We start from the raw sequence: 26470 nt of genomic DNA, 5'->3' as shown, positions 1-26470 counted from the left end.
AGTGGGTTCTGAGATCACGGATAGTGATCGGGCAAGTCGTTCTCATAGAGGATAACGCCCCGCTCCCCCGCGACCGTGACCGCCTCGGCGACCGCGTGCTCGCGCGAGCGCACGGCGTCCGCCCCGAGCGCCTCCGCCGTCGCCGTGCTCGCGTACCCGGCGAGGAGGGCGGCCCGGTTGGTGCGCGCGACCGCGAACAGTCGCGCTCCGACAGCACCGATCGCGGCACCGAACGCGTGGTTGCGCTCAGCCTGCACGGGGCCGAGCTCGACCATGCCGGGCGTCACGACCACGAGAGGGCCTCCGCGCTCGGCGGCCAGCGCCGCCGCGCTCTCGAGCGCGCGCAGCGACCCGACGGGGTTCGCATTGTAGGTGTCGTCGATCACGAGCGCTCCGCCCGGCGCCTGCTGCACCTCCGCGCGGTGCTGCGAGCCCGGCAGTGCGTCGAGGCGCGATGCGATGACGGGGGCGGGCACACCCGCGGCAAGCGCGATGCCCGACGCGACCGCGACGTTGACCGCGTGGCCCGTGCTCGCGACGGTTACGGGCACCGGGTCGGCACCCCGGCCGAGAGCGATCGTCGCCCCCGCATCGCCCGATGCAGGAGACAGCACGACGTCGGCGTCGGTTCCCGCCACGCAGCTCACCGTGACGACCCGCTTCCCGTTCATGCGGTCGGACGCGGCAAGAGCGGCGAGGCGCGCATCGTCGATCGGCAGCACGACCGTGCGCGCGCGATCGGTGATCGTCGACTTCTCCTGCAGAATCGCCTCCGTCGTGCGCATGCGCTGCAGGTGGCCCTCACCGATGACCGTGATGGCCGCGATGTCTGGTGGGAAGTGCTCGCAGAGCTCCGCGATCTGGCCGGGAGCATCCATGCCCATCTCCGCGACGAACATCTCGGTGCCCGGCACGAGCTTGTCATTCACCGAGCGGGCGAGCCCCAAGCGATTGTTGAAGGATGCTGGGCTCGCGACCGTCGTGAACGTGGCGCTCAGCAGGTGGGCCACGTAGTTCTTCGTGCTCGTCTTGCCGTACGACCCGGTGATCGCCACGACCGTCGGCCGCACCTGGGCGAGCCGCTTCTTCGCCGCGGCCACGTACCGCTGCGATGCGGACTTCTCGATGGGCGCCATGATCGCGAGCGCGAGATCGGTGAGCGGCGCGCTCAGCAGGAGCGTCAGGGCTGGGCCTGCGGGGCCGAGGAGGAGAGTCAGTACCACGCCGACCGCGAGGTGCAGAACTATCCACACTACGAGCAGTCGCTTCACGCGCGACGTGACCGCGAGAGGCTTCGAGGTGCCCCGGAAGCTCAGCCCGAAGGGGAGCAGCCCCAGCAGCACGATGGCAGGGAGCGGCAGCGCCTGCAGGGCGGGAACCGGCACGATGACCGCCACCGCGATCGCCACGAGCACGACGGCCGTCGCGGGGCCGGACCCCGGCTCGCGGCGCAGCCACAGCCAGGCCATGCGCGTCACCGAGCCGGGCACGTAGTGCTCCCGCTGCGCGACGCGCACCCAGCGAGCCGCGATAGGGATCGCCGCGAGCGCCGCGAGCACGCTCGCCGAGACAACGAACGGCACGTACAGGGCGGCTGCCAGGGCGCCGGCCATCAGCCCTGCCCCGCCGTCTCGGCGATGAGCGCGAGAAGCTCCTCGCGCACGGCCAACTCGAGGTCACCCTCGAGCAGGTGGGCACTGCCCGGCACGACGCGGAACGGCGAACCGACGCGCTCGGCAGCCAGCCGCCCAGCCTCCGTCGGCGCCGCCGTGTCGTGCTCGCCCCACACGAAGCGCACGGGCACCGTTCCCGCGGCGAGCTCGTCGAGCTCCTCGTCGTACGTCTCGTTGACGACGCGCACGAGCACGCCGCGCAGCACGCCCTCGGCGGCGCGATAGTCGGCGGATCCGCGCGCGTTGCGCAGGGCATCCATGCGCTCGTCGCTCAGCAGGCCGCGCTGATTCGCCCAACGCGCCACGCGGTAGCCCAGCGGTGGCGCGGTCGGCGCCTGCAGCCTCAGCAGCGGCACGCCCGTGAGGACGAGCCCGCGCACGAGCTCGGGGCGACGAGCGGTCAGCCGTGCTGCGACGCGACCGCCGAAGGAGTGGCCGACGATGATGACCGGCGCGTAGGCGGCGACCGCTTCGGCGACGAGCTCGGCGTAGTCCTCGCTGCCCCACACCTCATCGGGCGCCGGAGCCGGGCCGAAGCCGGGAAGGTGCAGGCACACCGCATCGAGGCCTGAGACGATCGTGCCGAAGTCGGTGCCGTCGCGTGCCCAGCCGTGCAAGGCGACGACCGTCGGAGGGGTCGCCCCGTGCTTCTCGGCGAGGACGCGGCCGCCAGCGAGGGTCGTGATCACGAGAGCCAGCCTACCGAGGCGTCACTCGCCGTGAGGCTCGACGCGGCCTACCGCCTACTCGCCCTGAGGCTCGTCGGAATCCGTGGCGAGGTGCGGGGCGAGCTCGCGCGGGTCGAGGGTTCCTTCGAGCACGCGCGCGACCTGCGCGACGATCGGCATCGAGACGCCCTTGGTCGATGCCAGTTCGAGAATCGGGCCGACGGAGGAGAGACCCTCCGCTGTCTGGTTCATCTGCGCGATCACCTGCGCGAAGGCGTAGCCCTGACCGAGCAGCCGGCCCGCCGTGTTGTTGCGCGAGAGCGGGGATTCGCACGTCGCGATGAGGTCGCCGAGACCCGCGAGCCCCGTCATGGTCTCGGAGCGGCCGCCGAACGCGACCGCGAAGTCGGTGATCTCGACGAGCCCGCGGGTGATGATCGATGCCTTCGTGTTCTCGCCGTAGCCCACGCCGTCGGTGATGCCCACGGCCACGGCGATGAGGTTCTTGAGCACTCCCCCGAACTCGGTGCCGACGACGTCGGTGTTGACGAAGCAGCGGAAGTACTCGTTCGACGCCACCTGCGCGACGGCGACGGCGGTGTCGCGGTGGGCGCTCGAGACGACGGCCGCGGTCGGCTGGCGCTTCGCGATCTCGAGGGCCAGGTTGGGGCCGCTCACGACGGCGATGCGCTCCTCGTCGATGCGCAGCTCGTCGCGGATCACCTCGCTCATGCGCAGCCCGCTGCCCTTCTCGACCCCCTTCATGAGGCTCACGACGGGCACGTCGGCGGGCACGATGTCGCGGATCGAGGCGAGGTTGGCGCGCAAGCTCTGGCTCGGCACCGAGAGGTACACCTGCTCGGCACCCGCGAGCACGTGCTCGAGCGAGTCGTGGCCGCGCAGATTGCCGGGCAGGTTGATGCCGGGCAGGTAACCGCTGTTGCGGTGGGTCTCGGTGATCTCGTGCGCGACCTCGCGCCGGCGTGCCCACATGACGACGTCGGCACCGCCGTCGGCGAGGATCTTCGCGAAAGTCGTGCCCCACGAGCCGGCGCCGAGCACGGCGACGCGCGGCGCATCAGCATCGAGGTTCGGCAGCGGCAATCGCACCGCTTCCGTCAGAGGCGGATGCTCGCGCGCAGCGTCCGCGTCACTCAAAGCGGCCCGTCTCGGCCTGGTTGTTCTTCGCGGGATCCCAGCGCTCCGCCGGCGGCTGCTCGTCGCGCAGGTCGCCGAGCAGATCGGCGATCGCCGTCATCACGCGACGCGTGCCCTCGGCCAGCGTCGCCGAGTCGAGCGGACGCCCCTCGAGGTCGCTCAGGTCGACGGGATCGCCGATCTTGCAGTAGATGGTCTTGCGGGGGAAGAAGCTGATCTTCTTCGAGTAGCGCGCCATGATCTGCTGCGTGCCCCAGTGCGCGGCGGGAATGATCGGCACGCCCGCGGTGAGCGCCATGCGCACCGCGCCGCTCTTGCCCCGCATGGGCCACAGGTCGGGGTCGCGCGTGAGGGTGCCCTCGGGGTAGATGATGATCGCGAGCTCGCGATCGACGAGCTGCTGCGCCGCCTTGAGCGGAGCATCCGACCGCCCTCGCCCTTCACGCTCCACCGGAATCTGGCCGGACCAGCGCAGGATCGCTCCCACGACCGGAATGCGGAAGACGGAGGCTTTCGCAAGAAAGCGCGGAACCCGCCCAAGCTTCCACATGAAGCGGCCCATGATGACGGGGTCGATCTCGCTGTAGTGGTTGGGGGCGAGGATGAAGGCGCCCTGACGGGGAAGCTTGTGGCCGTCGATGACGGGGAACCGCGCCATGAGGGTCAGGAGCGGGAGGCACAGGGCCGCGATCGCGTACCAGAGTGCGGTCTTCTCCCGACGTCGACGGCGCGCGGGGCGGCCGTCGTCGTCGACGGTCGCGGGGGTGGCGTCAGTCACGGGTACAGGCTAGTGCGTGACGAATGCCGGCGCAGGAATGGAGTCGGCCATGACGGTGCGAGCAGCTCAGGAGGGCAGCTCGAAGTCGGCGCCGAGCTGCCGCAGCTTGTCGATGAACAGCTCATAGCCGCGGCTGATGATGCCCACGTTGCTCACCGTCGACGTGCCCTCCGCCGCGAGCGCGGCGATGAGGTGGCTGAAGCCGCCGCGCAGGTCGGGCACACGCACGTCGGCGCCGTGCAACGGGGTCGGCCCCGTGATGACAGCGGCCTGCTCGAGCGGTCGGCGCGGCACGCGGCGCGTGATGGAGGCGAGCCCCGACTGGTGCACGACGATGTTCGCGCCCATCTCGTTGAGAGCCTCCGTGAAGCCGAACCGGTTCTCGTACACCGTCTCGTGCACGACCGACTCGCCCACCGCCTGGGTGAGGGCCACGATGAGCGGCTGCTGCCAGTCCGTCATGAAGCCGGGGTGCACATCCGTCTCGATCATGACGGGCTTGAGCGGTCCTCCAGGGTGCCAGAAGCGGATGCCGTCCTCGAGCACGTCGAATTCGCCGCCGACCTTGCGGTAGACGTTGAGGAAGGTCATGAGCTCTTGCTGCGTGGCACCGCCGACGGTGATGTCGCCGCCCGTCGCCAGTGCCGCCGCCGCCCAGCTCGCGGCCTCGTTGCGGTCGAAGATCGCGGTGTGGTTGTAGCCGCGCAGCGTCTCCACGCCCTCGATGACGATGACGCGGTTGGGCTCGACCGAGATGATCGCGCCCATCTTCTGCAGGATCGCGATGAGGTCCATGATCTCGGGCTCGATCGCGGCGTTCTTGAGCTCGGTCGTGCCTTCCGCCCGCACGGCGGTGAGGAGCACCTGCTCGGTCGCCCCGACGCTCGGGAACGGCAGGTCGATATCGGCGCCGACGAGCTTGTGGGGCGCCGTGAGGTGGATGCCCTGGTACGACTTCTCGACGACCGCCCCGAAGGCGCGAAGGGCGTTGAGGTGGAAGTCGATGGGCCGGTCGCCGATGCGGCAGCCGCCGAGGTCGGGGATGAAGGCCTCGCCGAGCTGGTGCAGGAGGGGGCCGCAGAACAGGATCGGGATGCGGCTCGAGCCGGCGTGCGCGTCGATCTCGGCGAAGTGCGCGCCGACCACGTTGCTCGGGTCGAGCGTGAGCACGCCGGGCGCGGAGGAGTCGATCGCGACCCCGTGCGCCTTGAGCAGCCCGCTCACGACGGCGACGTCGCTGATCTCGGGCACGCCCTTGAGCGTGCTGGGGGTGTCGGCGAGCAGAGAGGCGACCATCGCCTTGGTGACGAGGTTCTTCGCGCCGCGGACCTCCACGCGACCCTTCAACGGCTTGCCGCCGTGGATGGTGATGCTGTCGGAGATGAGGCCGACGCGTGCGGCGGCCTTCTGCGAATCCTGGGTGAGCGAGTTCATGCGCCCTTTCCTGGTGCGTTGTCTCTGCGAACCCGCGTCAGCGAGCGGGCAGAGTCGTCGGCCGCCAGCTTTCACGGCGGGCTTCGAAATCGGTGATCGCCTGCTCGTCGCGCAGCGTGAGCGCGATGTCGTCGAGCCCTTCGAGCAGGCGCCAGCGCGTGTAGTCGTCAATCTCGAACGAGGCAGTGATATTCCCCACCGTCACGGTGCGGGCCTCGAGGTCGACCGTCGCCTCCATGCCGGGGCTCGCCTCGAGCTCGGCCCAGAACTGCTCGACCGTCGCCTCGTCGACCTGGCCGGCGAGCAGCCCCTGCTTGCCGGCGTTGCCGCGGAAGATGTCGGCGAACTTGGGGCTGATCACGGCGGCGAAGCCGAAGTCGCGCAGGGCCCACACGGCGTGCTCGCGGCTCGAGCCGGTGCCGAAGTCGGAGCCCGTGATGAGGATGCGGGCGCCGGCGTACTCGGGGCGGTTGAGGATGAACTGCGGGTCCTTCCGCCACTCGTGGAAGAGCCCGTCGTCGTAGCCGGTCTTCGTGACGCGCTTGAGGAAGACGGCGGGGATGATCTGATCGGTGTCGACGTTGGAGCGCCGCAGGGGCACGGCGACGCCGGTGACGGTCGTGACCTTGTCCACTACGCACTCACCCCCTCGACGCCGGTGTACTCGGTATCGACGGCAATGCCGTCCGCGAGCAGGTCGGCCGGGCTCGAGAGCGTGCCCCGGATGGCCGTGGCTGCCGCGACGAGCGGGCTCACGAGGTGGGTGCGACCGCCCTTGCCCTGCCGACCCTCGAAGTTGCGGTTGCTCGTGGAGGCGCAGCGCTCCCCGGGTGCGAGCTGGTCGGGGTTCATGCCCAGGCACATGGAGCAGCCCGCGAAGCGCCATTCAGCACCGAACTCCTCGACGATCTTGTCGAGCCCTTCGGCCTCCGCTTCGAGACGCACGCGCGCAGAGCCGGGAACGACCATGACGCGAACACCCTCGGCCTTCTTCTGGCCCTTGATGATCGAGGTGAACGCGCGCAGGTCGTCGAGCCGGCTGTTGGTGCAGGAGCCCATGAACACGGCGTCGACGGGAATCTGCTTCATGGGCGTGCCCGCGGCGAGGTCCATGTACTCGAGGGCGCGCTCGGCCGCGGCACGCTCGTTGGCGTCGATGATCGTCGCGGGGTCGGGAACACTCTCGCTCAGCGAGACTCCCTGGCCGGGGTTGGTGCCCCACGTGACGAAGGGCTCGAGCTCGCCCGCGTCGAGGTACACCTCGGCGTCGAACACGGCGTCGTCATCGGTGCGCAACGTGTCCCAGTACTCGACCGCTGCATCCCAGTCGGCTCCTTCCGGAGCGTGCGGGCGGCCCTTGAGGTAGGCGTAGGTCGTCTCGTCGGGGGCGACCATGCCTGCCCGCGCACCCGCCTCGATCGACATGTTGCAGATCGTCATGCGGCCATCCATGGAGAGGGCGCGAATCGCCGAGCCGCGGTATTCGAGCACGTAGCCCTGCCCGCCGCCCGTGCCGATCTTAGCGATGACGGCGAGGATGATGTCTTTCGCCGTCACGCCGGGCTTGAGCTCGCCCTCGACCGTGATCGCCATGGTCTTGAACGGCTTGAGGGGCAGCGTCTGGGTGGCGAGCACGTGCTCGACCTCGCTCGTGCCGATGCCCATGGCGAGGGCGCCGAAAGCACCGTGCGTGGAGGTGTGGCTGTCGCCGCACACGACCGTGATGCCCGGCATCGTGAGGCCCAGCTGCGGGCCGACGACGTGCACAATGCCCTGCTCGACGTCGCCGAGCGAGTGCAGGCGAATCCCGAACTCTTTCGCGTTGGCGCGCAGCGTCTCGATCTGCTTGCGGCTCGTCGGCTCCGCGATGGGCTTGTCGATCGCGAGCGTCGGCGTGTTGTGGTCTTCCGTCGCGATCGTCAGGTCGGGGCGGCGCACAGGACGGCCGGCGAGACGGAGGCCGTCGAAGGCCTGCGGGCTCGTGACCTCGTGCACGAGGTGCAGGTCGATGTAGAGCAGGTCTGGCTCGCCCCTCGCGCCTTCGGCGACGAGGTGGGAGGCCCAGACCTTCTCGGCGAGAGTGCGGGGCCGGTCAGTCGTCGTGCTCACGGAATCGGTCGTCATGGGTGGTCACCCTTCTAGCAGTTCGAATCGAAGCGGCCGCGTCGAGACTCCGCGGCGAGAATGCGACCTGGGGTGATCAGGACTCGCCGCGGCGACGAAGGAGAAGGAACCGCTCGCGCTGCATGGAGCCAGGTTACCACCGGGGGATGCTCGGCTCAGCGCTCGCTGCGAGTCTCGGTGCTCTCGACCTCCGCCGCGGCCGTCGCGGCAGCAGCGACCTCCTTATCGTCGTCGCCGCCGCCACCGATGATCGCGGTCGGCAGGTAGCGGCCCTCGCGGCGGATCTTGAGCAGGCTCAGCACGACCGCCACCGCCATGGCGACGAGGATGACGATGAGCGACGTCCAGGTATCGATCTCGGGCACGGGCACGTGCTCGCCGCCGTTGATGAAGGGCAGCTCGTTCTCGTGGAGGGCGTGCAGCACGAGCTTCACGCCGATGAAGGCGAGGATGAACGCGATGCCGTACTTGAGGTACTCGAGCTTGTCCACGAGGTGCCCGAGCAGGAAGTACAGCTGCCGCAGCCCCATGAGGGCGAAGACGTTCGCCGTGAAGACGATGAACGGGCTCTGAGTGATGCCGAAGATCGCGGGAATCGAGTCGAGGGCGAAGATCACATCGGTCGTGCCGATGGCGATGAGCACGATGAGCAAAGGCGTGAAGAAGACCTTGCCGTCGATGCGCGTGCGCATCTTCATGCCGTCGTACTCGTCCGTGATCGGGATGCGCTTGCGCAGGAACCCGATGAGCTTGCTCTCGCGCTCCTCGTCGTCCTCGCGGCCGCTGAAGGCCTGCTGCGCGGCGGTGACGAGCAGGAACGCTCCGAAGATGTAGAAGACCCAGCTGAAGTTCGCGATGAGCGCTGCTCCGAGCAGGATGAAGATGCCGCGGAACAGCAGCGCCAGGATGATGCCGATCATGAGCACGCGCTGCTGCATGCGCCGAGGAACACTGAACTGCGCCATGATCAGCACGAACACGAACAGGTTGTCGATCGAGAGGCTGTACTCGGTGAGCCAGCCGGCCACGAACTCGCCACCAGCGTCGGCGCCCGCGATGAGGAACATGAGCCCGGCGAAGATGAGCGCGAGCGTCACGTAGAACCCGACCCACAGCCCCGACTCCTTCGGGCTCGGAACGTGCGGCCGCTTGATCACGAGGAGCAGATCGGCGATGAGGATGGCGCTCAGCACCATCAGAGAGCCGATCTCGAACCACACGGGAATGACGACGTCGCTCACGGGAGCCTTTCGATGGGAGGGGTCAGAGGAACTCGACGGTCTCTCCCCCACCGCAGTACGGTGGCGCCGCGCCCGGACCGGACTGCAGAGTCGGGTCGTGATGACGATCGCGGCGAATCGGGATACTCCCCCTCGCGCGTGACAGCCTAGCGACTCTGGGCGCGTGCGCCCGACACGAGCCCCGCGCCCGTGTTATTGCGGCGAGAGGGTGAGAGTCCAGAGCGCGTCGTCCTGCTCGCCGTCGAGGTCGATCGTGGAGTCACCAGCCTCGTACGGCCCGCTCATCGTGGCGATGCCGTCGTTGAACACGATGGAGACCGTGAGAGTCGACCCAGCCACACCCCAGGTGTCGCTCGCATCGTCGTAACTCGCGCCGTTGAAGGTGAACCCGAGCGTGCGATCCTCCTGGAACTCGAGCACCCAGCTGTCTCCGTCCGAGTCCACGCCATCCCAGGTCGTGCCGGCGAGCGCGTCTTCGGCGCTCGCGTTGCCGCCCGCCGCCGGGTCGGCAGAACCCTGGTTGAGGAGGCCGCCGGGAAAGCCGAAGCAGCCGCTCAGGCCGACGACGAGCGCGGCGGTGAGCGACACGAGAGACACACTCCTAAGCATTGTCATGTGCCACACAGTAGACCCCCTGGAACCCCAAAGGAAGAGCGGGTTCGCAGCATCGCGTCGCGGGTTAACTGACGAAACCGCCCGGACGATTCCGGGCGGTCTCAGACACGTGACCCCAGCGGGATTCGAACCCGCGTTACCGCCGTGAGAGGGCGGCGTACTAGGCCGCTATACGATGGGGCCGTCACGCAACCAGTCGAGTATGCCATAGGGCGAACACCCCGACCAAACCGGTGCCGCGACCGCTATGCGAGCACTCGCAGCGAGCCTTCCTGCATGTGGATCTCGACGGGCAGCGGAGCGATGCGCTCCCCGTCGGCGTAGGCGACGACGCCGTCCGCCTCGATGCGCACCTGGCGGGCGCGATGGACGACGACGCGGCTGTCGGTCACGTGGGTTCCGGCGAAGACGCGCGGGTAGATGCGCAGGAACGCGAGCCGCCCGAGGGGCCGCACGAGCACGACGTCGAAGAGCCCGTCGTAGAGCGAGGCGTCGGGGGCGACCTTCATGCCCCCGCCGAAGGAGAGGTTGTTGGCGACGGCGACGAGCAGCGCACGCTCGACGTGCTCGACGCCGTCGAGCGTGAGCCGGTACTCGATCGGGCGCAGCCGTGCGAGCTCCACGAGCAGCGCGATCGTGTACCGGCTGCGGCCGCGCGGCCAGCGCATGCGGTTGGCGCGCTCGTTGACGAGGGCATCGAAGCCGGCCGAGAGGATGCACGCGAACCGCGCCCGGCTGCCGTCGAACGCGATGCGTCCAGCGTCGATGACGCGCGGCGGCCGATGCAGCGCCGCGGCGAGCGCCGTGATCGCCGCCTCGGTGTCCCCGATCGGGATGCTCAGCCCGCGCGCCATGTCATTGCCGGTGCCGCTCGGCACGATCCCGAGCGGAATACGTGTGCCCTCGAGCGCGGTGACGCCGAGGTTCACCATGCCGTCGCCGCCGACGACGACGAGCGCATCGGGCTTGTCGCCGAGCGCCGCGCGCGTCGCGTCGAGCAGTTGCGCGAAGTCAGGCTCGGTGAGGCTTGTCACCTCGTGGCCCAGTCCGCGCAGCGTGGTGACGACGGCCGGCCCGACCTCGCTGCCGCGGCCGAAGGATGCTGCCGGGTTGATGGCGACGACCACGCGACGCGACGACGATGTCATCCGCTGATTATGGCGCGAAACCGCGTCACGATCCGCCCGACGGCTGCTGACGACTCCGCGCGTCAGCCGCGGCGCAGCAGCTGCGCGTTGAGGGCGACGACGATCGTCGACACGCTCATGAGCACGGCGCCGAGCGCGGGCGAGGGCAGGAAGCCGACGCCCGCGAGCACGCCGGCGGCGAGCGGGATGCCGACGACGTTGTAGCCGGCCGCCCACACGAGGTTCTGCTGCATCTTCGCGTACGTGCGGCGGCTGAGCTGAATCGCCTCGTCGACGCCGCGCGGGTCACTCGAGGCGAGCACGATGCCCGCCGACTCGATGGCGACGTCCGTTCCCGCTCCGATCGCGACGCCCACGTCGGCGCGGGCCAGGGCGGGGGCGTCGTTGACGCCGTCGCCGACCATCATGACGCTCGTACCGCCGCGCTGCAGCTCGGCGACGACGTCGGACTTCTGGCCGGGCAGCACTTCGGCGTGCACCTCGTCGATGCCGAGCTCGCGCCCGACCCACTCGGCGACGGGCTGCGAGTCGCCCGTGAGCAGCGCGACCCGCACGCCGCGCTTCTGCAGAGCCGTGACGGCTTCACGCGACTCGGGGCGGATCACGTCGGCGATCGCGAAGAGCGCGAGCACGGTATCCCCCTCGAGAAGATAGACGACCGTCTGGCCTGCCTCGCCCGCCTCGCGGGCCGCCGCGACGAGGGCGCCCGGCACCTCGATGCTCTGCTCGGTGACCCAACGGCCGCTCGCGACCGAGTACTCCGTCTCGCCGACGCGCGCGGTCACGCCCTTGCCGGAGACCGCGGTGAACCGCGCGCTGCGGCGCTTCTTCAGGTCGCGATCGGCGGCCTCGGCGATGATCGCGCGGGCGATGGGATGCTCGCTCTTGGCTTCGACGGCGGCGGCGAGCGCCACAGCCTCGTCCTCGTCGACTCCGTCGGCGACGACGACCGTCTCGACGCCCTGACGGCCCTCGGTGAGGGTGCCCGTCTTGTCGAACAGCACGACGTCGATCGAGCGCGCCGCCTCGAGCGCCGCACGTGAGCGGATGAGCAGCCCGCGCTTGGCGCCGCGGGAGGTGGAGATCTGCGCGACGAGCGGGATGGCGAGACCGAGGGCGTGCGGGCACGCGATGACGAGCACGGTCACGACGCGCGCGAGCACGAAGTCGGGCTCGCCGGGGCGCACGATCACCCACACGATCGCCGTGATGATCGCCGCGGCGAGGGCGAGGTAGAACAGGAGCGCCGCGGCGCGATCGGCGAGCAGCTGCGTGCCCGACTTGGAGCTCTGGGCGTCGGCGACGAGCTTCATGACGCCCGCGAGGGCCGTGTCCTCGCCCGTCTTGGTCACCTCGACGGTGAGAGAGCCGCCCCCGACGACGGAGCCGGCGACGACCGAATCGCCCGTCTGCTTGCCGATCGGCTCGGACTCGCCCGTGAGGAGCGACTCATCGACGTCGCTCTCGCCGTCGACGACCGTGCCATCGGCGGGGATCGCCGACCCGGGGCGCACGATCACACGGTCGCCGACCGCGAGCTCGGAGGCTGCGACCGTGCGGGTGTCGTCGCCGTCGACGAGTTCGGCCTCATCGGGGATGAGGGCGGCGAGCTCACCGAGCGCGTTCTGCGCTCCCATGACAGCCGACATCTCGAGCCAGTGGCCGAGCAGCATGATCGTGATGAGCGTCGCGAGCTCCCACCAGAAGTCCATGCCGTCGAGGCCCAGCGTGACGGCGGCGCTGTAGCCGAAGGCGACGACGATCGCGAGGGAGATGAGGGTCATCATGCCGGGCTGCTTCTGCCGCAGCTCGACCCAGGCGCCGCGGAGGAAGACCCAGCCGCCGTAGAAGAAGAGGAATGCACCGAGCCCCGCGGAGATGAACTCGCTGCCGGGGAACCGCGGCCCGTCGAGGCCGAGGAGACTCTGCAGGCCGGGCGAGAAGACGAGGATCGGGACGGTGAGCGCGAGGCTCAGCCAGAACTTGCGCCGGAACTGCGCAGGGTCGTGACCGGTGTGGTCGCCGTGGGCGCCGTGCCCGTGCGGTGCCTCCCTCGTCGCGACTGCGCCGTCCTGCTCCGCGGCGTCGTGGCCTGCGTGGTCGTGGTGTGCGTGATCGTGCGCCATGGTCACTCCCCCCTGTTGTTCTTGAGCTCGAAGACGGCGAGCAGCTCGGCCATCGCCTTCTCGCGCTCGTCGCCGCCCACGTCGAACATGTCGGTCACGTGCGTGCGCAAGTGGTTCTCGACGAGCAGCTTGTTGAGGCTGCGCAGGCTCTTCTGCACGGCGAGGGACTGCGTGATGATGTCGACGCAGTAGTCCTCGTTCTCGATCATCTTCTCGATGCCGCGCAATTGGCCCTGCAGGATGCGCGAACGGTGCAGGGCTCGCTTCTTGATGTCGTCGATCACGCGGTCGACGATACCCCCCTGGGGTATAGAACGTCAAGGGACTGCGCACGATCGGTGAGTACAGTGTGCCCATGATTCTCACCAACAGTGTGCCCATGATTCTCACCAAGCGCGAGCACGCGTGCCTCGTCGTCGAGCACGAGGGAGCGAGTCTCGTCATCGACCCGGGCAGCTACACAGCCCCCTTCTCCGCCGAACATCTCGCCGCGATCGTCGTCACGCACGAGCACGCCGACCACATCACGCGCGAGCACCTCGACCGATTGCTGGGTGCCGCGGAGGGTGCCGTGCACCTGTTCGCTCCCGCGGGAGTCGCCGCCGCGCATCCCGACTACGACTGGACCGTCGTGGATGCGGGAGATGTGCGCGCAGCCGGGCCTTTCGCGCTCGCCTTCTCGGGCGGTCGGCACGCGACCATCCACCGCAGCATCCCCGTCATCGACAACGTGGGCGTCTTCGTCAACGAGACCCTCTACTATCCCGGCGACTCGTTCACGGTGCCGGAGCGCTCCGTCGACGTGCTCGCGGTGCCCTCGAGCGCGCCGTGGCTCAAGATCGGCGAGGTCATGGACTACGTCGACGCCGTGCGCCCCCGCCGCTCGTTCCCGACTCACGAACGGATCAACTCGGAGATCGGGCAGAAGATGGCCAACGCGCGCATCCAGCACGTGACCGAGCTGCACGGCGGCACCTTCGTGGCCCTCGAGGCCGGAGACTCGCTCGAGCTCGACTAGCGCCCCGGCCTACCAGCCGCGACCGATGCCGAGTGCGGGCAGCCGGTGCAGGCCGAACTCGTGCCTGAGAGCGCTGCGGGCGGCGTACGCGCCGCCGAGGCCGTGAACCCCGGGCCCGGGCGGGGTCGCTGAGGAGCACAGGTAGAGGCCGGGCACGGGCGTTCGCCATGGCTCGGGCGAGAGCGTCGGGCGGGCGATGAGCTGCCGCAGCGTCGCCGCGCCGGCCGCGATGTCGCCGCCGATGTAGTTGGGGTTCTCGATCTCCATCTGGGCGGCCGTGGCGCTCGAGGCGGCGAGGATCAGGTCGCGGAAGCCCGGGGCCCAGCGCTCGATCTGGCGCGTGATCGCCTCCGTCTGGTCCACGGTCGACCCGCTCGGCACGTGCGTGTATGCCCACAGCACGTGGTGCCCGGCGGGTGCCCGCGAGTCGTCGACGATCGACGGCTGCGAGAGCAGCACGTACGGGTCGGCGGAGTGCTGACCGCGCGCGACCGTCGCCTCGGAGGCGGCGATGGCCTGTCGCGTTCCCCCGAGGTGCAGTGTTGGCGTCTTCTCCAGTTCGGGGTCGGCCCAGGGCACGGGGCCGCTCAGCGCGAAGTCGACCTTCGCGATGCCCGGGCCGTATCGGTAGTCGAGCAGCAGGCGCCGGTAGCGATCGGGCAGCGCGTCCCCCGCGAGTCGCTCGAGCGCACGAGGGGTCAGGTCGAGGAGCACGACGTCGGAGGGCGGCAGGTCGGCGAGCGAGGTGATCTCGGCCCCGGCCTCGATCGTGCCGCCGTGGGCGAGCAGGTCGTCGACGAGGGCGTCGGTGATCGCCTGACTGCCGCCCACCGGTATCGGCCAGCCGCCGGCGTGACCGGCGGTCGCGAGCGAGAGGGCCGTGCCGGCCGTGCCGAGCGAGGGCATGGGCTGCACGGAGTGCGCCGCGACACCCGCGAGGAGTGCCGGCGCGGCCTCGCCGCGCCACCGCAGGTCCCAGGCCGCACTGCCCTGCTCGAGGGCGCGCAGCCCGAACAGGGCCGCCGCGATCGGATGGTCGGGCACGCGCACGAGGCTCGAGCCCGTGAACTGCGCAATGTCGGCCGCGCGGTCCACGAGGGGTGCGAAGAACCGCGTCCACGCCGGACCGTCGACCCCGAGGCCGTGAGCGGTGCGCTCGAGGCTGCGGTAGGCGATCGCCGCCGGGCGGCCATCGAGAGGATGCCCGTACGAGCGCTCGGGAGTGCGCAGCTCGACGCGCTTGTCGAGCTGGAAGCGGCGGAAGAAGCCGGAGGAGACCGCGAGGGGGTGCACCGCCGACCCGACGTCGTGCCGGTAGCCGGGCAGTGTCAGCTCGGCCGTGCGCGCCCCGCCGCCCACGTGGGTGGACCGCTCGTAGACCGTGGTCTGGATGCCCGCCCTGGCCAGGATGACGGCGGCCGCGAGCCCGTTCGGGCCCGAGCCGACGATCGACGCGGCATGAGGTGCCATGCCTCGAACCTAGGGCGCGGGCATGCGCTCCGTCGACTCGCTCACAGCGGGCACCCGGCCGCGGCGGGCGCCCGGGGTGAGCACGGTCGCTGCGGCGACCAGTGCCAGCGCGGCGATGGCGCCCCCGATCGACAGAGTGAGAGCATCCGGAGCGATGATCGACTGCCCCCGCAGCGCCTGCATCGTGACGAGACCGACGACGGCGAGGAAGGTGCCAGCACCCGAGAGGACGAGGCCGCGGCGCACCGCGGAATCGCGGAGGAGCGAGAAGCGGCGCGCGCCGACTTCGAGGAGCAGCGCGAGCAGCGGGATCGCCTGAAGCGCGTGCATGCCGATGAAGTGCGGGATGCGCAGATCGCCAGCCACCGTGCTCCAGCCGAGGACGGGCAGACCAGGGCCGCCGTCGGCGACCCCGACAGCATGGGCTCCCGCGATGCCCTGGAAGTCGTTCAGCTGGTCGGCATTCGGCCCCGTCATGAGGAAGGCGAGCCCCATGCCGAGGAGAGAGATCGCGACACCCGAGCGGATCGCAGCGCGCCGTGCAGGGTCGGCGCCCGGATTGCGCCACAGCGCGACCGCGGCGACGAACGTCGCGACCCAGAGTGTGGTGATCGCCGTCGCCATGATCGACCACGCCGTCGTCGTGAGGGGGCTGGAGACGTTGAAGTGACTCGTCATGCCGACCGCGGCGAACCCGACGATGATGACGAGCTCGATCGCGAGGGTGACCGCGATGATCGTGCCCGCCCACCATGCGGCGCGGCGCAAACGCGCGAAGTGACCGATGAGCCACGCCCAGGTGACGGAGTAGATCACGCCCGAGATCGCGAACTTGAACGGCTTCTCCCACACGCTGACGCCGAGCAGCTGCCGGTCGTCGATCGCCCAACCGACGAGGGTCGCGAGCGTGAGCACCCCGAGCGCGGCGGCGAGGACGAGCAGGGGCCGATGCCACCGGCTCGGCGGGAGGTCGAGGCGCCAGTCTCGAGGGTCGAGGACATTGTCGCTGCGGTTCTGGGCGGTGTTCAGCACGAGGGATCCGTTTCGAGAAGGGTGGGCGCGGGCGTGCCCGCAGGGAGGGGGAAGCGGCGGAAGGACTCCGCCTCCTGGGCGATGCGACGCAGCCCCGCGAGGAGCGCGTCACCGAGAACGGTGCCGACGATGACGACGTTGGTCATCTCGTCGCGGTCGGGGACGGATGCCACGGCCGCGAGGTCCGCGCCGGCAACGCGGTCGGCGGCCTCCGCGTAGTCGTCGAGCACGGCGTGCAGACGGTCGTGACCGAGCGCGGAGTAGGTGTCGAGCACGCGGGCCGCCTGCGCGAGCCCGGGGTTGTTGCTGTGCACACTCCAGCCGCGCCGACGACACAGGTCGAGGATGAGCCTGCCGCCCGGGGTGCCGGCGGTGAAAGCGGTGAAGGCCGCCTCCTCGGTCGGGTCGCTCAGAGCGCCGGCCGGTGGCGTGACCGCGCGCTGCGCGACGCCGAACACCGAGCTGAGCGGCATCGCGTCGTCCTCGAGGGCCGCGACGATGTCGCGCGCTCGAGCGACGCTCACGTCCCCGACGTCGATGAGTGCGCGCACGAGGCGCACGCGTTCGACGTGCGTCTCGTCGTAGCGGGCCTGGTTGGGGCTCGTGCGCTCGCCCGCATGCAGGAGCTGCTCGCGCAGGTAGAACTTGAGCGTGGGCACGGTGACACCGGTCGCGGCGCTGAGCTCGGACATCCTCATGACCAGATAGTACCACTATCGATAGTGTCACTGTCTATAGGGCGCGACGCCGTCGCCAGACTGAGCCCCGTTAACGAACTCAGGGCCCGCATCTGCGGGCCCTGCGAGTCACGAGTGGCTGGGGTACCTGGACTCGAACCAAGAACAACTGAACCAGAATCAGCCGTGTTGCCAATTACACCATACCCCACCGGTTCCAGCCGGAGCCGGACCGAGTTGCGAGTTTACCCTACCGCCGGAGTGACGAGATACGACACCTGGCAGAAGCCGGCCCCGAAGCACGTCACCTCGGCGACGACGTCCATGCCCGCCGCCGATCCCGTGTCGGACCTCACGACCTCGGGGCGCCCGGTCTCGCGCGCATCCGAGATCGCCTGCGCGAGATCGCGAGCGGGCGGAGCGGTGAAGCCCAGATCAGGCACGCGCTCACTCACCTCGAGGAAGGCGTTGGTGAAGGTGAGCGAGCCCCGCTCCTCCACGCGCACCGAGGCGAGCTGACCCCCTGCCGTCGTCACCGTGAACTGCGGTGTCGTGAAGAGCGCGCCGTTCGGCTCGCCTTCGGTCGCGATGAGCACGAGTCGGTAGTCGAGACCCGTCGGATGCGGGCCGACCGTGAGGGAGCCGTCCTCGGGCAATCCGAGCTCGGCGGCGTCGACCGGCGGCGAGCTCAGGTCGATGCGCGGGGTTCGCGCGTCATCGATGAAGCGCAGACCCTGCTCGGTGAACACCGACCAGTTGAGGTCGGTCACCTGGTCCTCGCCGGCGGGACCCGGTCCCGCTGCGAGTCGCGGCCCCATGATCGCGGCCACGAGCACCGCGCCGACAATGATGACCAGAAGGATCGCGGCCGGGATCCAGCGCACCCACTCGGGGCGGTGCGGGTTCAGGGTGGCCATGCGTCATTCTCCCACCGCGACTCCCCCTGCTGCGACGAACGCTCGCGCGTCGACACGGTGCCGGATGCCCGGCCGCCGCTCACCGCGCCCCCACTCGTCGACGACTACCGTAGAGGGGTGCCCGACGCGAGACCCCGCCGCCGACGCGTCCTCGTGGTCGCAGCCGCTGCCGCACTGCTCGCGCTCGCGGCGGCCGTGCTGCTCGCCCGCTGGTGGCGGGACACGACGACCGGAGCCGCCTTCCTCACCGACTACCCCGGCACGGTCGCGCCGCCGCCCGGCACCCCCGAGGGATTCCCGGCTTGGCTGAGCTGGACCCACTACCTGAATGCGTTCTTCCTGCTCTTCATCGTGAGCTCGGGCCTGCACATCCGCTCCCGCACGCGACCGATCGCCTTCGTCACGCGGCGCAACCGCGGCCTGCTGCGCACGGCACGAGCGCCTCAGCGGCTCGGCATCCACACCTGGTGGCACCTGGCCGTCGTCGCCCTGTGGGTCGTGACGGGCCTCGTGTACCTCGTGCTGCTGCTCGCGAGCGGGCACTGGGCGCGCCTGCTGCCGACTGAATGGGCAGTCGTACCGAACGCCGTCTCGGCGGGCGTGCAGTATCTCTCGCTCGACTGGCCGGCGCACGACAGCTGGCGCAGCTACAACAGCCTGCAGGTGCTGTTCTACTCCGCGACGGTGTTCGTCGCCGCGCCTCTCGCGCTCCTCACCGGGCTGCGCCTCTCGCCCGTCTGGCCCCGCGGCTGGATGCGCGCCACGGGCCTCCTCGGCGACGTCACCGCTCGGCGCACCCACGCCTGGGTTCTCTGGTACTACCTGGCCTTCACGGTCGTGCACGTCGGTCTCGTGCTGCTCACGGGCATGCGCGAGAACCTCAACGGCATGTACGCGGGCGTCGAGGACTCGGAGAGCTGGCTCGGCTTCGCCGTCTTCGCCGCCTCGACCATCGTCATAGCCGTCGCCTGGGTGCTGCTGCGCCCGCCCGCGCAGGCGTCCATCGCCGAGCGCGTCGCCGACGTGCGCCGCCTCCCCGCCCCACCCGCGTAGCCCTTTCGCGCCAGATCTGGCGCGAAAGGGCGCTCGGCTCTGAGCGCACGCGCCCCTCTGCGCCAGATCTGGCCCACAGTGGGGTCGAGGGGCGTGACGACCCGGGGGAGGAGCTGCTAGAGGGTTGCTCGGAGGGCGCGCAGGCGTGCGAGGGTCGACTCGCGGCCAAGCAGCTCCATCGACTCGAAGAGCGGCGGGCTCACGCGGCGCCCCGACACGGCGACGCGCAACGGCCCGAACGCGAGGCGCGGCTTGAGGCCGAGCCCGTCGACGAGAGCTGCGCGCAGGGCCTCCTCGATGGCCGCGGTCGTGAAGTCGTCGAGCGGCTCGAGCGCCGCAACGCCCGCGTCGAGCACGGCGGCCGCGTCGTCCTTGAGGCTCGCGGCGGCGTCCGGCTCGATCTCGAGCGCGTCGTCGGCGGTGAAGAGGAACGCGACCATGCCGGGCACCTCACCGAGCAGCCCGACGCGCTCCTGCACGAGCGGCGCGGCCGCCGTGAGCAGCTCGCGCTCGGCCGGGCGCGGCACCTCGTTGAAGAGGCCTGCATCGGCGCAGTACGGGATGCTGCGCTCGACGAAGTCGTCGAGACCGAGCATCCTCACGTGGTCGCCGTTGATCGATTCCGCCTTGGCGAGGTCGAAGCGCGCCGGATTGGGGTTGACGTCGGCGATGTCGAACGCGGCGACCATCTCGTCCATCGTGAACACGTCGCGGTCGTGCGTGAGCGACCAGCCGAGCAGCGACAGGTAGTTGAGCAGTCCCTCGCGGATGAAGCCGCGCTCGCGGTGGTGGAACAGGTTCGAGGCGGGGTCGCGCTTGGAGAGCTTCTTGTTGCCCTCCCCCATGACGTACGGCAGGTGGCCGAACTGCGGGATCGCCTGCGCGATGCCGATCTCGATGAGCGCGTGGTACAGCGCGATCTGGCGCGGCGTCGACGACAGCAGGTCCTCCCCGCGCAGCACGTGGGTGATGCCCATGAGCGCGTCGTCGACGGGGTTGACGAAGGTGTACAGCGGGGCTCCGTTGGGGCGCACGACGACGAAGTCGGTGAAGCTGCCGGCGGGGAAGGTGATCTCGCCGCGCACGAGGTCGGTGAAGCTCAGCTCGCTGTCGGGTACGCGCAAGCGCATCGCGGGCTCGCGGCCCTCGGCCCGGTAGGCGGCCTTCTGCTCGTCGGTGAGGTCGCGCTCCGAGTTGTCGTAGCCCATCTTCGGGTCGCGACCGGCGGCGACGTTGCGGGCCTCGATCTCCTCGCCCGTGAGGTAGCTCTCGTACAGGTGGCCCGAGGCGGTGAGCTGCTCGATGATGGCGCGGTAGATGCTCGAGCGCTCCGACTGCCGGTATGGCGCGTGCGGCCCGCCCGTCTCGACGCCCTCGTCCCACTCGATGCCGAGCCAGCGCAGGCCGTCGAGCAGCTGGTGGTAGCTCTCCTCGCTGTCGCGTGCCGCGTCGGTGTCCTCGATGCGGAACACCATCGTGCCGCCCGTGTGGCGCGCGTACGCCCAGTTGAACAGGGCGGTGCGGATGAGCCCGACGTGCGGGGTTCCGGTCGGCGACGGGCAGAAGCGCACGCGAACGTCGGCGCCGGTGGCGGTGGAGAAGGCGGGGCTGGTCACGGGGAGCCAGTCTAGGCGGTGCGGGATGCCCGGCCGTCGATCGACCGCGCGCGAGAGCCCCGGCTCAGCAGCGGTAGAACCCCGCCACGCGCGGCGAGAGCGCGCCGAGACCGCCGAGCAGCACGAGGTCGTCGGGGTTCTGGGCGCGCAGCGCGGAGTGCGCCTGCGACGGCACGCACCCCGGTCGCACGGTGAACAGGGGTGCTCCGAGTGCGCCGGCGGCGGCACCGCCGGAGAGTGCGTCGGCGAAGCCCGTGCCGGTCGCGAGGTACCCGCGCGGGGCATCCGGGAAGTGCGCGGCACCGATCAGCGCCGCCGTCGTGTAGCGGTCAGCGCCCGCGATGCGCGCGACGCCCAGCCCCGCCGCGGAGAGCGACTGCTGGATGCCCGACGAGACGGCGCCCGTACCGCCGACGATCACGACCCGGTCCGTGCCCAGGTGGCGCAGCAGCGCGAGAGTCGCGGAGTCGGCGGACCGGGATGCGCCGGGCACGAGCACGACGGGTGCGTCCACGGAGGCGGCCGCGGGGCCGGCGGCGAGAGCGTCCGCGTACCCGGACCCCGTGGCCAGGTAGACGACGGGCGCGCCCGCGCCACCGTAGGAGTCGAGAGCGAGCCTGCGAGAGGTGTCATACCGGTTCGCACCGGCAACCCGGTCGACGCGCGGAGCCACGCCGCGCAGAGTCGAGATGACGGAGGAGGTCACGACACCGGACCCCCCGGCGACCACGATGCGGTCGGGGTCGAGGCGCCGCAGCTCGCGCAGGATCGCCGACGGCACGGAGGAGCGCGAGACGAGCAGCAGGGGCGCGTCGGCCGCCCCGGCGAGGGCCGCCGCGCTCAGGGCATCCGGGAAGTCGAGACCCGACGCGATGTAGACCGTGTGCGCCCCAGACGGGAAGGTGCGGGAGGAGATCTGGGCCGAGGTCGCGAAGCGGTCGCTGCCCGAGAGGCGGTAGACGTCACCCGGAGGGGTCGGCGGCGCGCTCGAGTATCGGCCGAAGTTCTGCGTGTAATAGAGGCGCCCGGTCGAGCTGACGGCGACGCCGATGCCGATGTCGGTGTGGTTGGCCAGCATGTTGGCGCGGTGGCCGGACGAGCCGGCCCACGCACCCACGACCGCGCCGGGGCTGTAGCCAGCGGCGACATTCTCCGCCGCGCGCGACCACCCGGAGGGGTACAGGAGGTGGAAGCCGGGCCGGTGCGACATGCTGGAGGTGCGCGCCTGCTGCACCGACCAGTCCTGCGCAATGTCGTTGAGGGCCGCGTTGAGGCGCAACGGCGGCAGACCCCGCGTCGCGCGCAGGTCATTCGTCTGCTGGAGGATGAGGGCGCGCTCCGACTCGTAGACACCCGCGGTGGGCAGCAGGCCCGAGGTCGGCGTGATCGTGCGCGCGGCCGGCTCGCGCTCGCGGTGCTCCTCCGGCGCTGGGGACAGCAGGCCCGGTTCGACGGTGTCGACCTCGGCGGCGGTCGCGCTCACGGGGGCGGCCATGAGCACCGCTGACATCACGATGGTGACGACGACACGCACTCTCACGGTTCCCCCCGAACCCGCTGCAGCACCCTCGACTCCCTGGTCAGCCGCCACCAGGTCGCGCGGTGCCGCATCGCGGCCCCCTGCCGCAGCGTGCCCTCAGTCTAGGCGGAGCGATCGAGGAAGCCGAGGGGCCGCGCTACCCCCTGTTCGCGGGGCGAACACCGCGGGGAGACACGAGCAGCGCGGCGAGCACGACGCCGACGAGCGCCATCGTCACGAACGACAGCCCCGAGTAGCCCAGCCCGGCGAGCAACGGGCCCGCGAGCGCCCCGCCGATGGCCCCGCTGCCGCTCATGAGCAGGTCGCTACGCCCCTGGACGATGGGGCGCCGCGCCGGTGCCGCCGACTCGGTGAGCAGTGCGGACCCCGCGACGGTGCTCGCACTCCACCCGAGGCCGAGGAAGATGAGCCCGGCGACGACCCAGCCCTCGCTCTCGGCTCCGATTCCGGTCATGACGAGGCTCGCGAGCAGCATCCCCTGGCCCAGGAGGATCGTCGGGCGTCGGCCGAGGCGGTCGGAGAGGATGCCGAAGAGGGGTGCCAGCGCGTACATGCCCGCGATGTGCAGGCTGATCGTGAAGCCCACGATCACGAGGCTCGCGCCGTGATCGGTGAGGTGCACGGGCGTCATCGCCATGACGGCGACCATCGTCGCGTGACTGAGCGCGATCGACAGGAGAGCGAGCCGCACTCCCGCGCGGTCCTCCGACAGCGCGGCCGGCACGGGGGCTGCGACCCCGGAGCGGGCTGCCTCGGCCGCCGTGGCGCGATCCTGCTCGTCCTGCCAGGCGGCCGCGAGGGCGAGCGGGTCGGGTCGGAGCCCGACGAGGTAGAGCGCGGCCGCCAAGCACTGGGCGAGCACGGTGAAGAGAAAGGGCCCGCTGAGCTCGGGCAGGCCCAACACCGCGCCGAGGCTCTCGCCCGGCCCGATGAGGTTCGGGCCGCTCACCGCGCCGACCGTCGTCGCCCAGACGACGAGGGAGAGGTCGCGCCCGCGCGTGGCGGGAGCCGCGAGATCCGCTGCAGCGAAGCGCGACTGAAGATTGACGGCGGTGCCCGTTCCGATGAGCAGGATGCCCAGCAAGAGCAGCGGGAAGCTGCTGATACCCGCGGAGACCATGGCGAGCACGGCGCCGAGAGCCGCCGTCACGGCGCCCGTCGCGAGCGCGGGTGCGCGGCCCGAGCGCCGGGCGAGCCGCGCGAGCGGCACGGCCGCGAGGGCGGCGCCGAGGGTCGACATCGTGGCGGCCATGCCGCTGAAGGCGGGCGAGCCGGAGATCTGCGCCGCGAGGATCGCGCCGATGGAGAGCGTGGACCCCATGCCCAGGCCGGCGAGCACCTGACCGGCCATGAGCACGCGCCGGGTGCGGCGCTGCGCCGCCGCTACCGTCTCTGCGGTCACCGGCACGGTGGTGGTCATGCCGGGTCGAGCCGATCGTCGCGGTTCTTGGCGGGATTGCTCAGCACGCCGAGCCCTTCGATGTGGATCTCCACCGTCTGGCCGTCCACGAACCCGCCGAGACCGTTGGGGGTGCCGGTCATGATGATGTCGCCGGGCAGGAGGGTCCACGCATCGGTGATGAACGCGATGATGTCGGGGATCGAGTGGATGAAGTCGTTCGTGTTGCCTTTGCGCCGCAGCTCGCCGTCGACGAAGGTCTCGATCTCGAGGTTGGTCGGGTCGAGGTCGGTCTCGATGTACGGTCCGATGGGCGCGAACGTGTCGTACCCCTTGGCGCGCGCCCACTGCCCGTCGGCAAACATGACGTCGCGCGCGGAGACGTCGTTGCCGATCGTGTATCCGAAGACGACGTCTTTCCAGTCCTCGGGCTTGACGCGCTTGGCGATCGCCCCGATGACGATGACGAGCTCGCCCTCGTGCGTGATGCGGCCCTCGACGGGCGGCAGGATGATGGGCTCACCCGGCCCGATCACGGCGGTGTTGGGCTTCATGAAGATGAGGGGCGTCTCGGCCACCTCGTGGCCCATCTCGGCGGCGTGCGCCGCGTAGTTCATGCCGACGCACACGACCTTGGAGCGCGGGATGACCGGTGCGAGGATGCGCGCCTGGGCGAGCGGCACGCGCTCCCCCGTCGTGGCGAACCCGTGATACATGGGGTCCCCCGTGAGCACGACGAGGTGGTTGTCGTCCACGATGCCGAACTGCGGGGCCTCTCCCTCGGTGCTGAAACGCGCGATCTTCACCGCATCAGCCTACTGCCGGGCTTCGCGTGGATTCGAGGTGACGGCATCACTGGCGGGATGCTCGGCTCACGCATTCTGCTTCTTGAGACGCGAGGCGGCGCGGGCGCGCAGCGTCTGGTCGAGCTCGACCTTGCGGATGCGCACCTTCTCGGGGGTCACCTCGACGCACTCGTCCTCCCGGGCGAACTCGAGGCACTCCTCGAGCGTGAGCTGACGGGGCGGGGTGAGTCGCTCGAGCTCTTCCGCCGTGGAGGAGCGGATGTTGTTGAGCTTCTTCTCCTTGGTGATGTTGACGTCCATGTCGTCGGCCCGCGAGTTCTCGCCGACGACCATTCCCTCGTAGACCTCTTCGGTCGGGTTGACGAAGAACGTCATGCGCTCCTGGAGCGTCATCATCGCGTTGCTCGTCACGACACCCGAACGGTCGGCGACGATCGAGCCGTTGTTCCGCGAGACGATCGACCCCGCCCACGGCTCGTAGCCGTGGAAGATCGCGTTCGCGATGCCCGTGCCTCGTGTGGTCGTGAGGAACTCGGTGCGGAAGCCGATGAGCCCGCGGCTCGGCACGAGGAACTCCATGCGCACCCAGCCCGTGCCGTGGTTCGTCATGCCCTCCATGCGGCCGCGGCGCGCGGCGAGCAGCTGCGTGATGGCGCCGAGGTACTCCTCGGGAGCATCGATCGTGAGCTCCTCGAAGGGCTCGTGAAGCTTGCCGTCGACCTGCTTGGTGACGACCTGCGGCTTGCCGACCGTGAGCTCGAAGCCCTCGCGGCGCATGTTCTCGACGAGGATCGCGAGGGCGAGCTCGCCGCGGCCCTGCACCTCCCATGCGTCGGGGCGCCCGATGTCGACGACGCGGATCGACACGTTGCCGATGAGCTCGCGGTCGAGGCGGTCCTTGACCATGCGAGCGGTGAGCTTGTGCCCCTTGACCTTGCCGACGAGCGGGGAGGTGTTGGTACCGATCGTCATCGAGATGGCGGGGTCGTCGACGGTGATCGCCGGGAGGGGGCGGATGTCGTCGGGGTCGGCGATCGTCTCACCGATCGTGATCTCGTCCATGCCTGCGACGGCGACGATGTCGCCCGCGTAGCCGGACTCGGCCGGGTAGCGCTCGAGGGCACGCGTCTTGAGCAGCTCGGTGATGCGAACGTTCGTGTGGCTGCCGTCGTGGCGCACCCACGCGACCGTCTGGCCCTTCTTGAGCGTGCCGTTGAAGATGCGCAGGAGCGCGATGCGGCCGAGGAACGGGCTCGCGTCGAGGTTCGTGACGTGCGCCTGCAGGGGGTGCTCGTCGTCGTAGCTCGGCGCCGGAACGTGCTGCAGGATCGCCTCGAAGAGCGGCTCGAGGTCGTCGTTGTCGGGCAGCTCGCCGTCAGCGGGACGGTTGCGGCTCGCAGCGCCGGCGCGACCCGAGGCGTAGATGACGGGCAGGTCGAGGATGGCGTCGACGTCGAGATCGGGCACCTCGTCCTGCAGGTCGCTCGCGAGCCCCAGGAGCAGGTCGTGCGTCTCCTCCTCGACGGCCTCGATGCGCGCGTCGGGGCGGTCGGTCTTGTTGACGAGCAGGATGACCGGCAGCTTCGCGGCGAGGGCCTTGCGCAGCACGAAGCGGGTCTGCGGCAGCGGACCCTCGCTCGCGTCGACGAGGAGCACGACGCCGTCGACCATGCTCAGGCCGCGCTCGACCTCGCCGCCGAAGTCGGCGTGGCCCGGGGTGTCGATCACGTTGATCGTGATCTCCTGGCCGCCGGCGTGCTTGCCCTTGTAGGTGACCGCGGTGTTCTTGGCGAGAATGGTGATGCCCTTCTCGCGCTCGAGGTCGTTCGAGTCCATCGCCCGATCCTCGAGGTGGGCGTGCGCGGCGAAGGAGTCGGTCTGGCGCAGCATGGCGTCGACGAGGGTGGTCTTGCCGTGGTCGACGTGGGCGACGATCGCCACGTTGCGCAGGTCGGTGCGGGTGGCGAGTGCCATGGT

The 26470-nt window shown here is 70.3% G+C and carries 23 protein-coding genes and 2 tRNA genes; 2 read left to right on the top strand and 23 right to left on the bottom strand.

Going from position 1 to position 26470, the window contains the following annotated elements; all coding sequences use genetic code 11:
* Positions 1–14: 14 nt before the first annotated feature.
* From IE160_RS03415 to IE160_RS03355, 13 genes are all read right to left on the bottom strand, one after another.
* Positions 15–1613 carry a Mur ligase family protein gene (locus IE160_RS03415; protein ID WP_191151660.1) on the bottom strand — a complete coding sequence of 533 codons (1599 nt, stop codon included), beginning with the start codon at positions 1611–1613 and terminating at the stop codon, positions 15–17.
* Complete coding sequence (locus IE160_RS03410; RefSeq protein ID WP_191151659.1) at positions 1613–2362, bottom strand: alpha/beta fold hydrolase; 750 nt, start codon at positions 2360–2362, stop codon at positions 1613–1615. Before IE160_RS03410 ends, IE160_RS03415 begins: the two co-directional genes overlap by 1 nt.
* A gap of 54 nt (positions 2363–2416) precedes the next feature.
* A complete protein-coding gene (locus IE160_RS03405; protein WP_502708746.1) occupies positions 2417–3463 on the bottom strand; it encodes an NAD(P)H-dependent glycerol-3-phosphate dehydrogenase in 1047 nt (348 codons plus the stop codon).
* 28 nt (positions 3464–3491) lie between these two features.
* Positions 3492–4277 carry a lysophospholipid acyltransferase family protein gene (locus tag IE160_RS03400; protein WP_224744548.1) on the bottom strand — a complete coding sequence of 262 codons (786 nt, stop codon included), beginning with the start codon at positions 4275–4277 and terminating at the stop codon, positions 3492–3494.
* A 66-nt stretch (positions 4278–4343) separates the two neighbouring features.
* Positions 4344–5711 (bottom strand): UDP-N-acetylglucosamine 1-carboxyvinyltransferase, encoded by a 1368-nt coding sequence (gene murA / locus IE160_RS03395; protein WP_191151658.1) that lies wholly within the window; start codon positions 5709–5711, stop codon positions 4344–4346.
* A gap of 37 nt (positions 5712–5748) precedes the next feature.
* The gene (gene leuD, locus IE160_RS03390) at positions 5749–6345 is read right to left on the bottom strand and encodes a 3-isopropylmalate dehydratase small subunit (RefSeq protein ID WP_191151657.1); all 597 of its coding nucleotides are present in this window, start codon (positions 6343–6345) and stop codon (positions 5749–5751) included.
* Entirely contained in the window at positions 6345–7835 is a 1491-nt protein-coding gene (gene leuC / locus IE160_RS03385) for a 3-isopropylmalate dehydratase large subunit (RefSeq protein WP_191151656.1), read from the bottom strand. The genes leuD and leuC overlap by 1 nt, the downstream gene beginning before the upstream one ends.
* 155 nt (positions 7836–7990) lie before the next feature.
* A complete protein-coding gene (locus IE160_RS03380; protein ID WP_191151961.1) occupies positions 7991–9031 on the bottom strand; it encodes a TerC family protein in 1041 nt (346 codons plus the stop codon).
* Positions 9032–9268: 237 nt separating this feature from the next.
* Positions 9269–9691 carry a hypothetical protein gene (locus IE160_RS03375; RefSeq protein ID WP_191151655.1) on the bottom strand — a complete coding sequence of 141 codons (423 nt, stop codon included), beginning with the start codon at positions 9689–9691 and terminating at the stop codon, positions 9269–9271.
* Between the two features lie 110 nt (positions 9692–9801).
* Positions 9802–9874: transfer RNA gene (locus IE160_RS03370), tRNA-Glu, on the bottom strand.
* A gap of 62 nt (positions 9875–9936) precedes the next feature.
* Positions 9937–10839 carry a diacylglycerol kinase family protein gene (locus IE160_RS03365; RefSeq protein WP_179873348.1) on the bottom strand — a complete coding sequence of 301 codons (903 nt, stop codon included), beginning with the start codon at positions 10837–10839 and terminating at the stop codon, positions 9937–9939.
* Positions 10840–10901: 62 nt separating this feature from the next.
* A complete protein-coding gene (locus IE160_RS03360) occupies positions 10902–12965 on the bottom strand; it encodes a heavy metal translocating P-type ATPase (RefSeq protein ID WP_179873347.1) in 2064 nt (687 codons plus the stop codon).
* A 2-nt stretch (positions 12966–12967) separates the two neighbouring features.
* Complete coding sequence (locus IE160_RS03355; protein ID WP_179873346.1) at positions 12968–13249, bottom strand: metal-sensitive transcriptional regulator; 282 nt, start codon at positions 13247–13249, stop codon at positions 12968–12970.
* 95 nt (positions 13250–13344) lie between these two features.
* On the opposite strand from IE160_RS03355, the gene IE160_RS03350 reads away from it, so the two are divergent.
* Positions 13345–13983, top strand: coding sequence for an MBL fold metallo-hydrolase (locus IE160_RS03350; protein ID WP_191151960.1), 639 nt, complete (start codon positions 13345–13347; stop codon positions 13981–13983).
* A 9-nt stretch (positions 13984–13992) separates the two neighbouring features.
* Here IE160_RS03350 and IE160_RS03345 read toward each other — a convergent pair whose 3' ends face one another.
* From IE160_RS03345 to IE160_RS03325, 5 genes are all read right to left on the bottom strand, one after another.
* Positions 13993–15453: a phytoene desaturase family protein gene (locus tag IE160_RS03345; protein WP_191151654.1), complete on the bottom strand. Its 1461-nt coding sequence runs from the start codon at positions 15451–15453 to the stop codon at positions 13993–13995.
* A 9-nt stretch (positions 15454–15462) separates the two neighbouring features.
* Positions 15463–16485, bottom strand: coding sequence for a hypothetical protein (locus IE160_RS03340; protein ID WP_191151653.1), 1023 nt, complete (start codon positions 16483–16485; stop codon positions 15463–15465).
* On the bottom strand, positions 16479–17183 hold the full coding sequence (locus IE160_RS03335) for a MerR family transcriptional regulator (RefSeq protein ID WP_224744546.1): 705 nt from the start codon (positions 17181–17183) through the stop codon (positions 16479–16481). The genes IE160_RS03340 and IE160_RS03335 overlap by 7 nt, the downstream gene beginning before the upstream one ends.
* Positions 17184–17298: 115 nt before the next feature.
* A tRNA-Gln gene (locus tag IE160_RS03330) sits at positions 17299–17373 on the bottom strand.
* A 34-nt stretch (positions 17374–17407) separates the two neighbouring features.
* The gene (locus IE160_RS03325) at positions 17408–18079 is read right to left on the bottom strand and encodes a hypothetical protein (RefSeq protein ID WP_191151652.1); all 672 of its coding nucleotides are present in this window, start codon (positions 18077–18079) and stop codon (positions 17408–17410) included.
* Positions 18080–18196: 117 nt separating this feature from the next.
* On the opposite strand from IE160_RS03325, the gene IE160_RS03320 reads away from it, so the two are divergent.
* The gene (locus tag IE160_RS03320; RefSeq protein WP_191151651.1) at positions 18197–19132 is read left to right on the top strand and encodes a cytochrome b/b6 domain-containing protein; all 936 of its coding nucleotides are present in this window, start codon (positions 18197–18199) and stop codon (positions 19130–19132) included.
* Between the two features lie 116 nt (positions 19133–19248).
* Here IE160_RS03320 and gltX read toward each other — a convergent pair whose 3' ends face one another.
* From gltX to typA, 5 genes are all read right to left on the bottom strand, one after another.
* Positions 19249–20748: a glutamate--tRNA ligase gene (gene gltX / locus IE160_RS03315; protein ID WP_179873317.1), complete on the bottom strand. Its 1500-nt coding sequence runs from the start codon at positions 20746–20748 to the stop codon at positions 19249–19251.
* Between the two features lie 64 nt (positions 20749–20812).
* A complete protein-coding gene (locus tag IE160_RS03310) occupies positions 20813–22288 on the bottom strand; it encodes a cell wall-binding repeat-containing protein (RefSeq protein ID WP_191151650.1) in 1476 nt (491 codons plus the stop codon).
* A gap of 136 nt (positions 22289–22424) precedes the next feature.
* Positions 22425–23708 (bottom strand): MFS transporter, encoded by a 1284-nt coding sequence (locus tag IE160_RS03305; RefSeq protein ID WP_191151649.1) that lies wholly within the window; start codon positions 23706–23708, stop codon positions 22425–22427.
* Positions 23705–24493, bottom strand: a complete 789-nt coding sequence (locus tag IE160_RS03300) for a fumarylacetoacetate hydrolase family protein (RefSeq protein WP_191151648.1) — start codon at positions 24491–24493, stop codon at positions 23705–23707. Before IE160_RS03300 ends, IE160_RS03305 begins: the two co-directional genes overlap by 4 nt.
* Positions 24494–24559: 66 nt before the next feature.
* Positions 24560–26467 (bottom strand): translational GTPase TypA, encoded by a 1908-nt coding sequence (gene typA / locus IE160_RS03295; RefSeq protein ID WP_191151647.1) that lies wholly within the window; start codon positions 26465–26467, stop codon positions 24560–24562.
* Positions 26468–26470: the final 3 nt, after the last annotated feature.

The organism is Chryseoglobus sp. 28M-23 (assembly GCF_014789785.1).
GTDB lineage: Bacteria > Actinomycetota > Actinomycetes > Actinomycetales > Microbacteriaceae > Microcella > Microcella indica.
The sequence above is the reverse complement of the archived record's forward strand: the minus strand, read 5'-3'. Positions and strand labels throughout refer to the sequence as shown.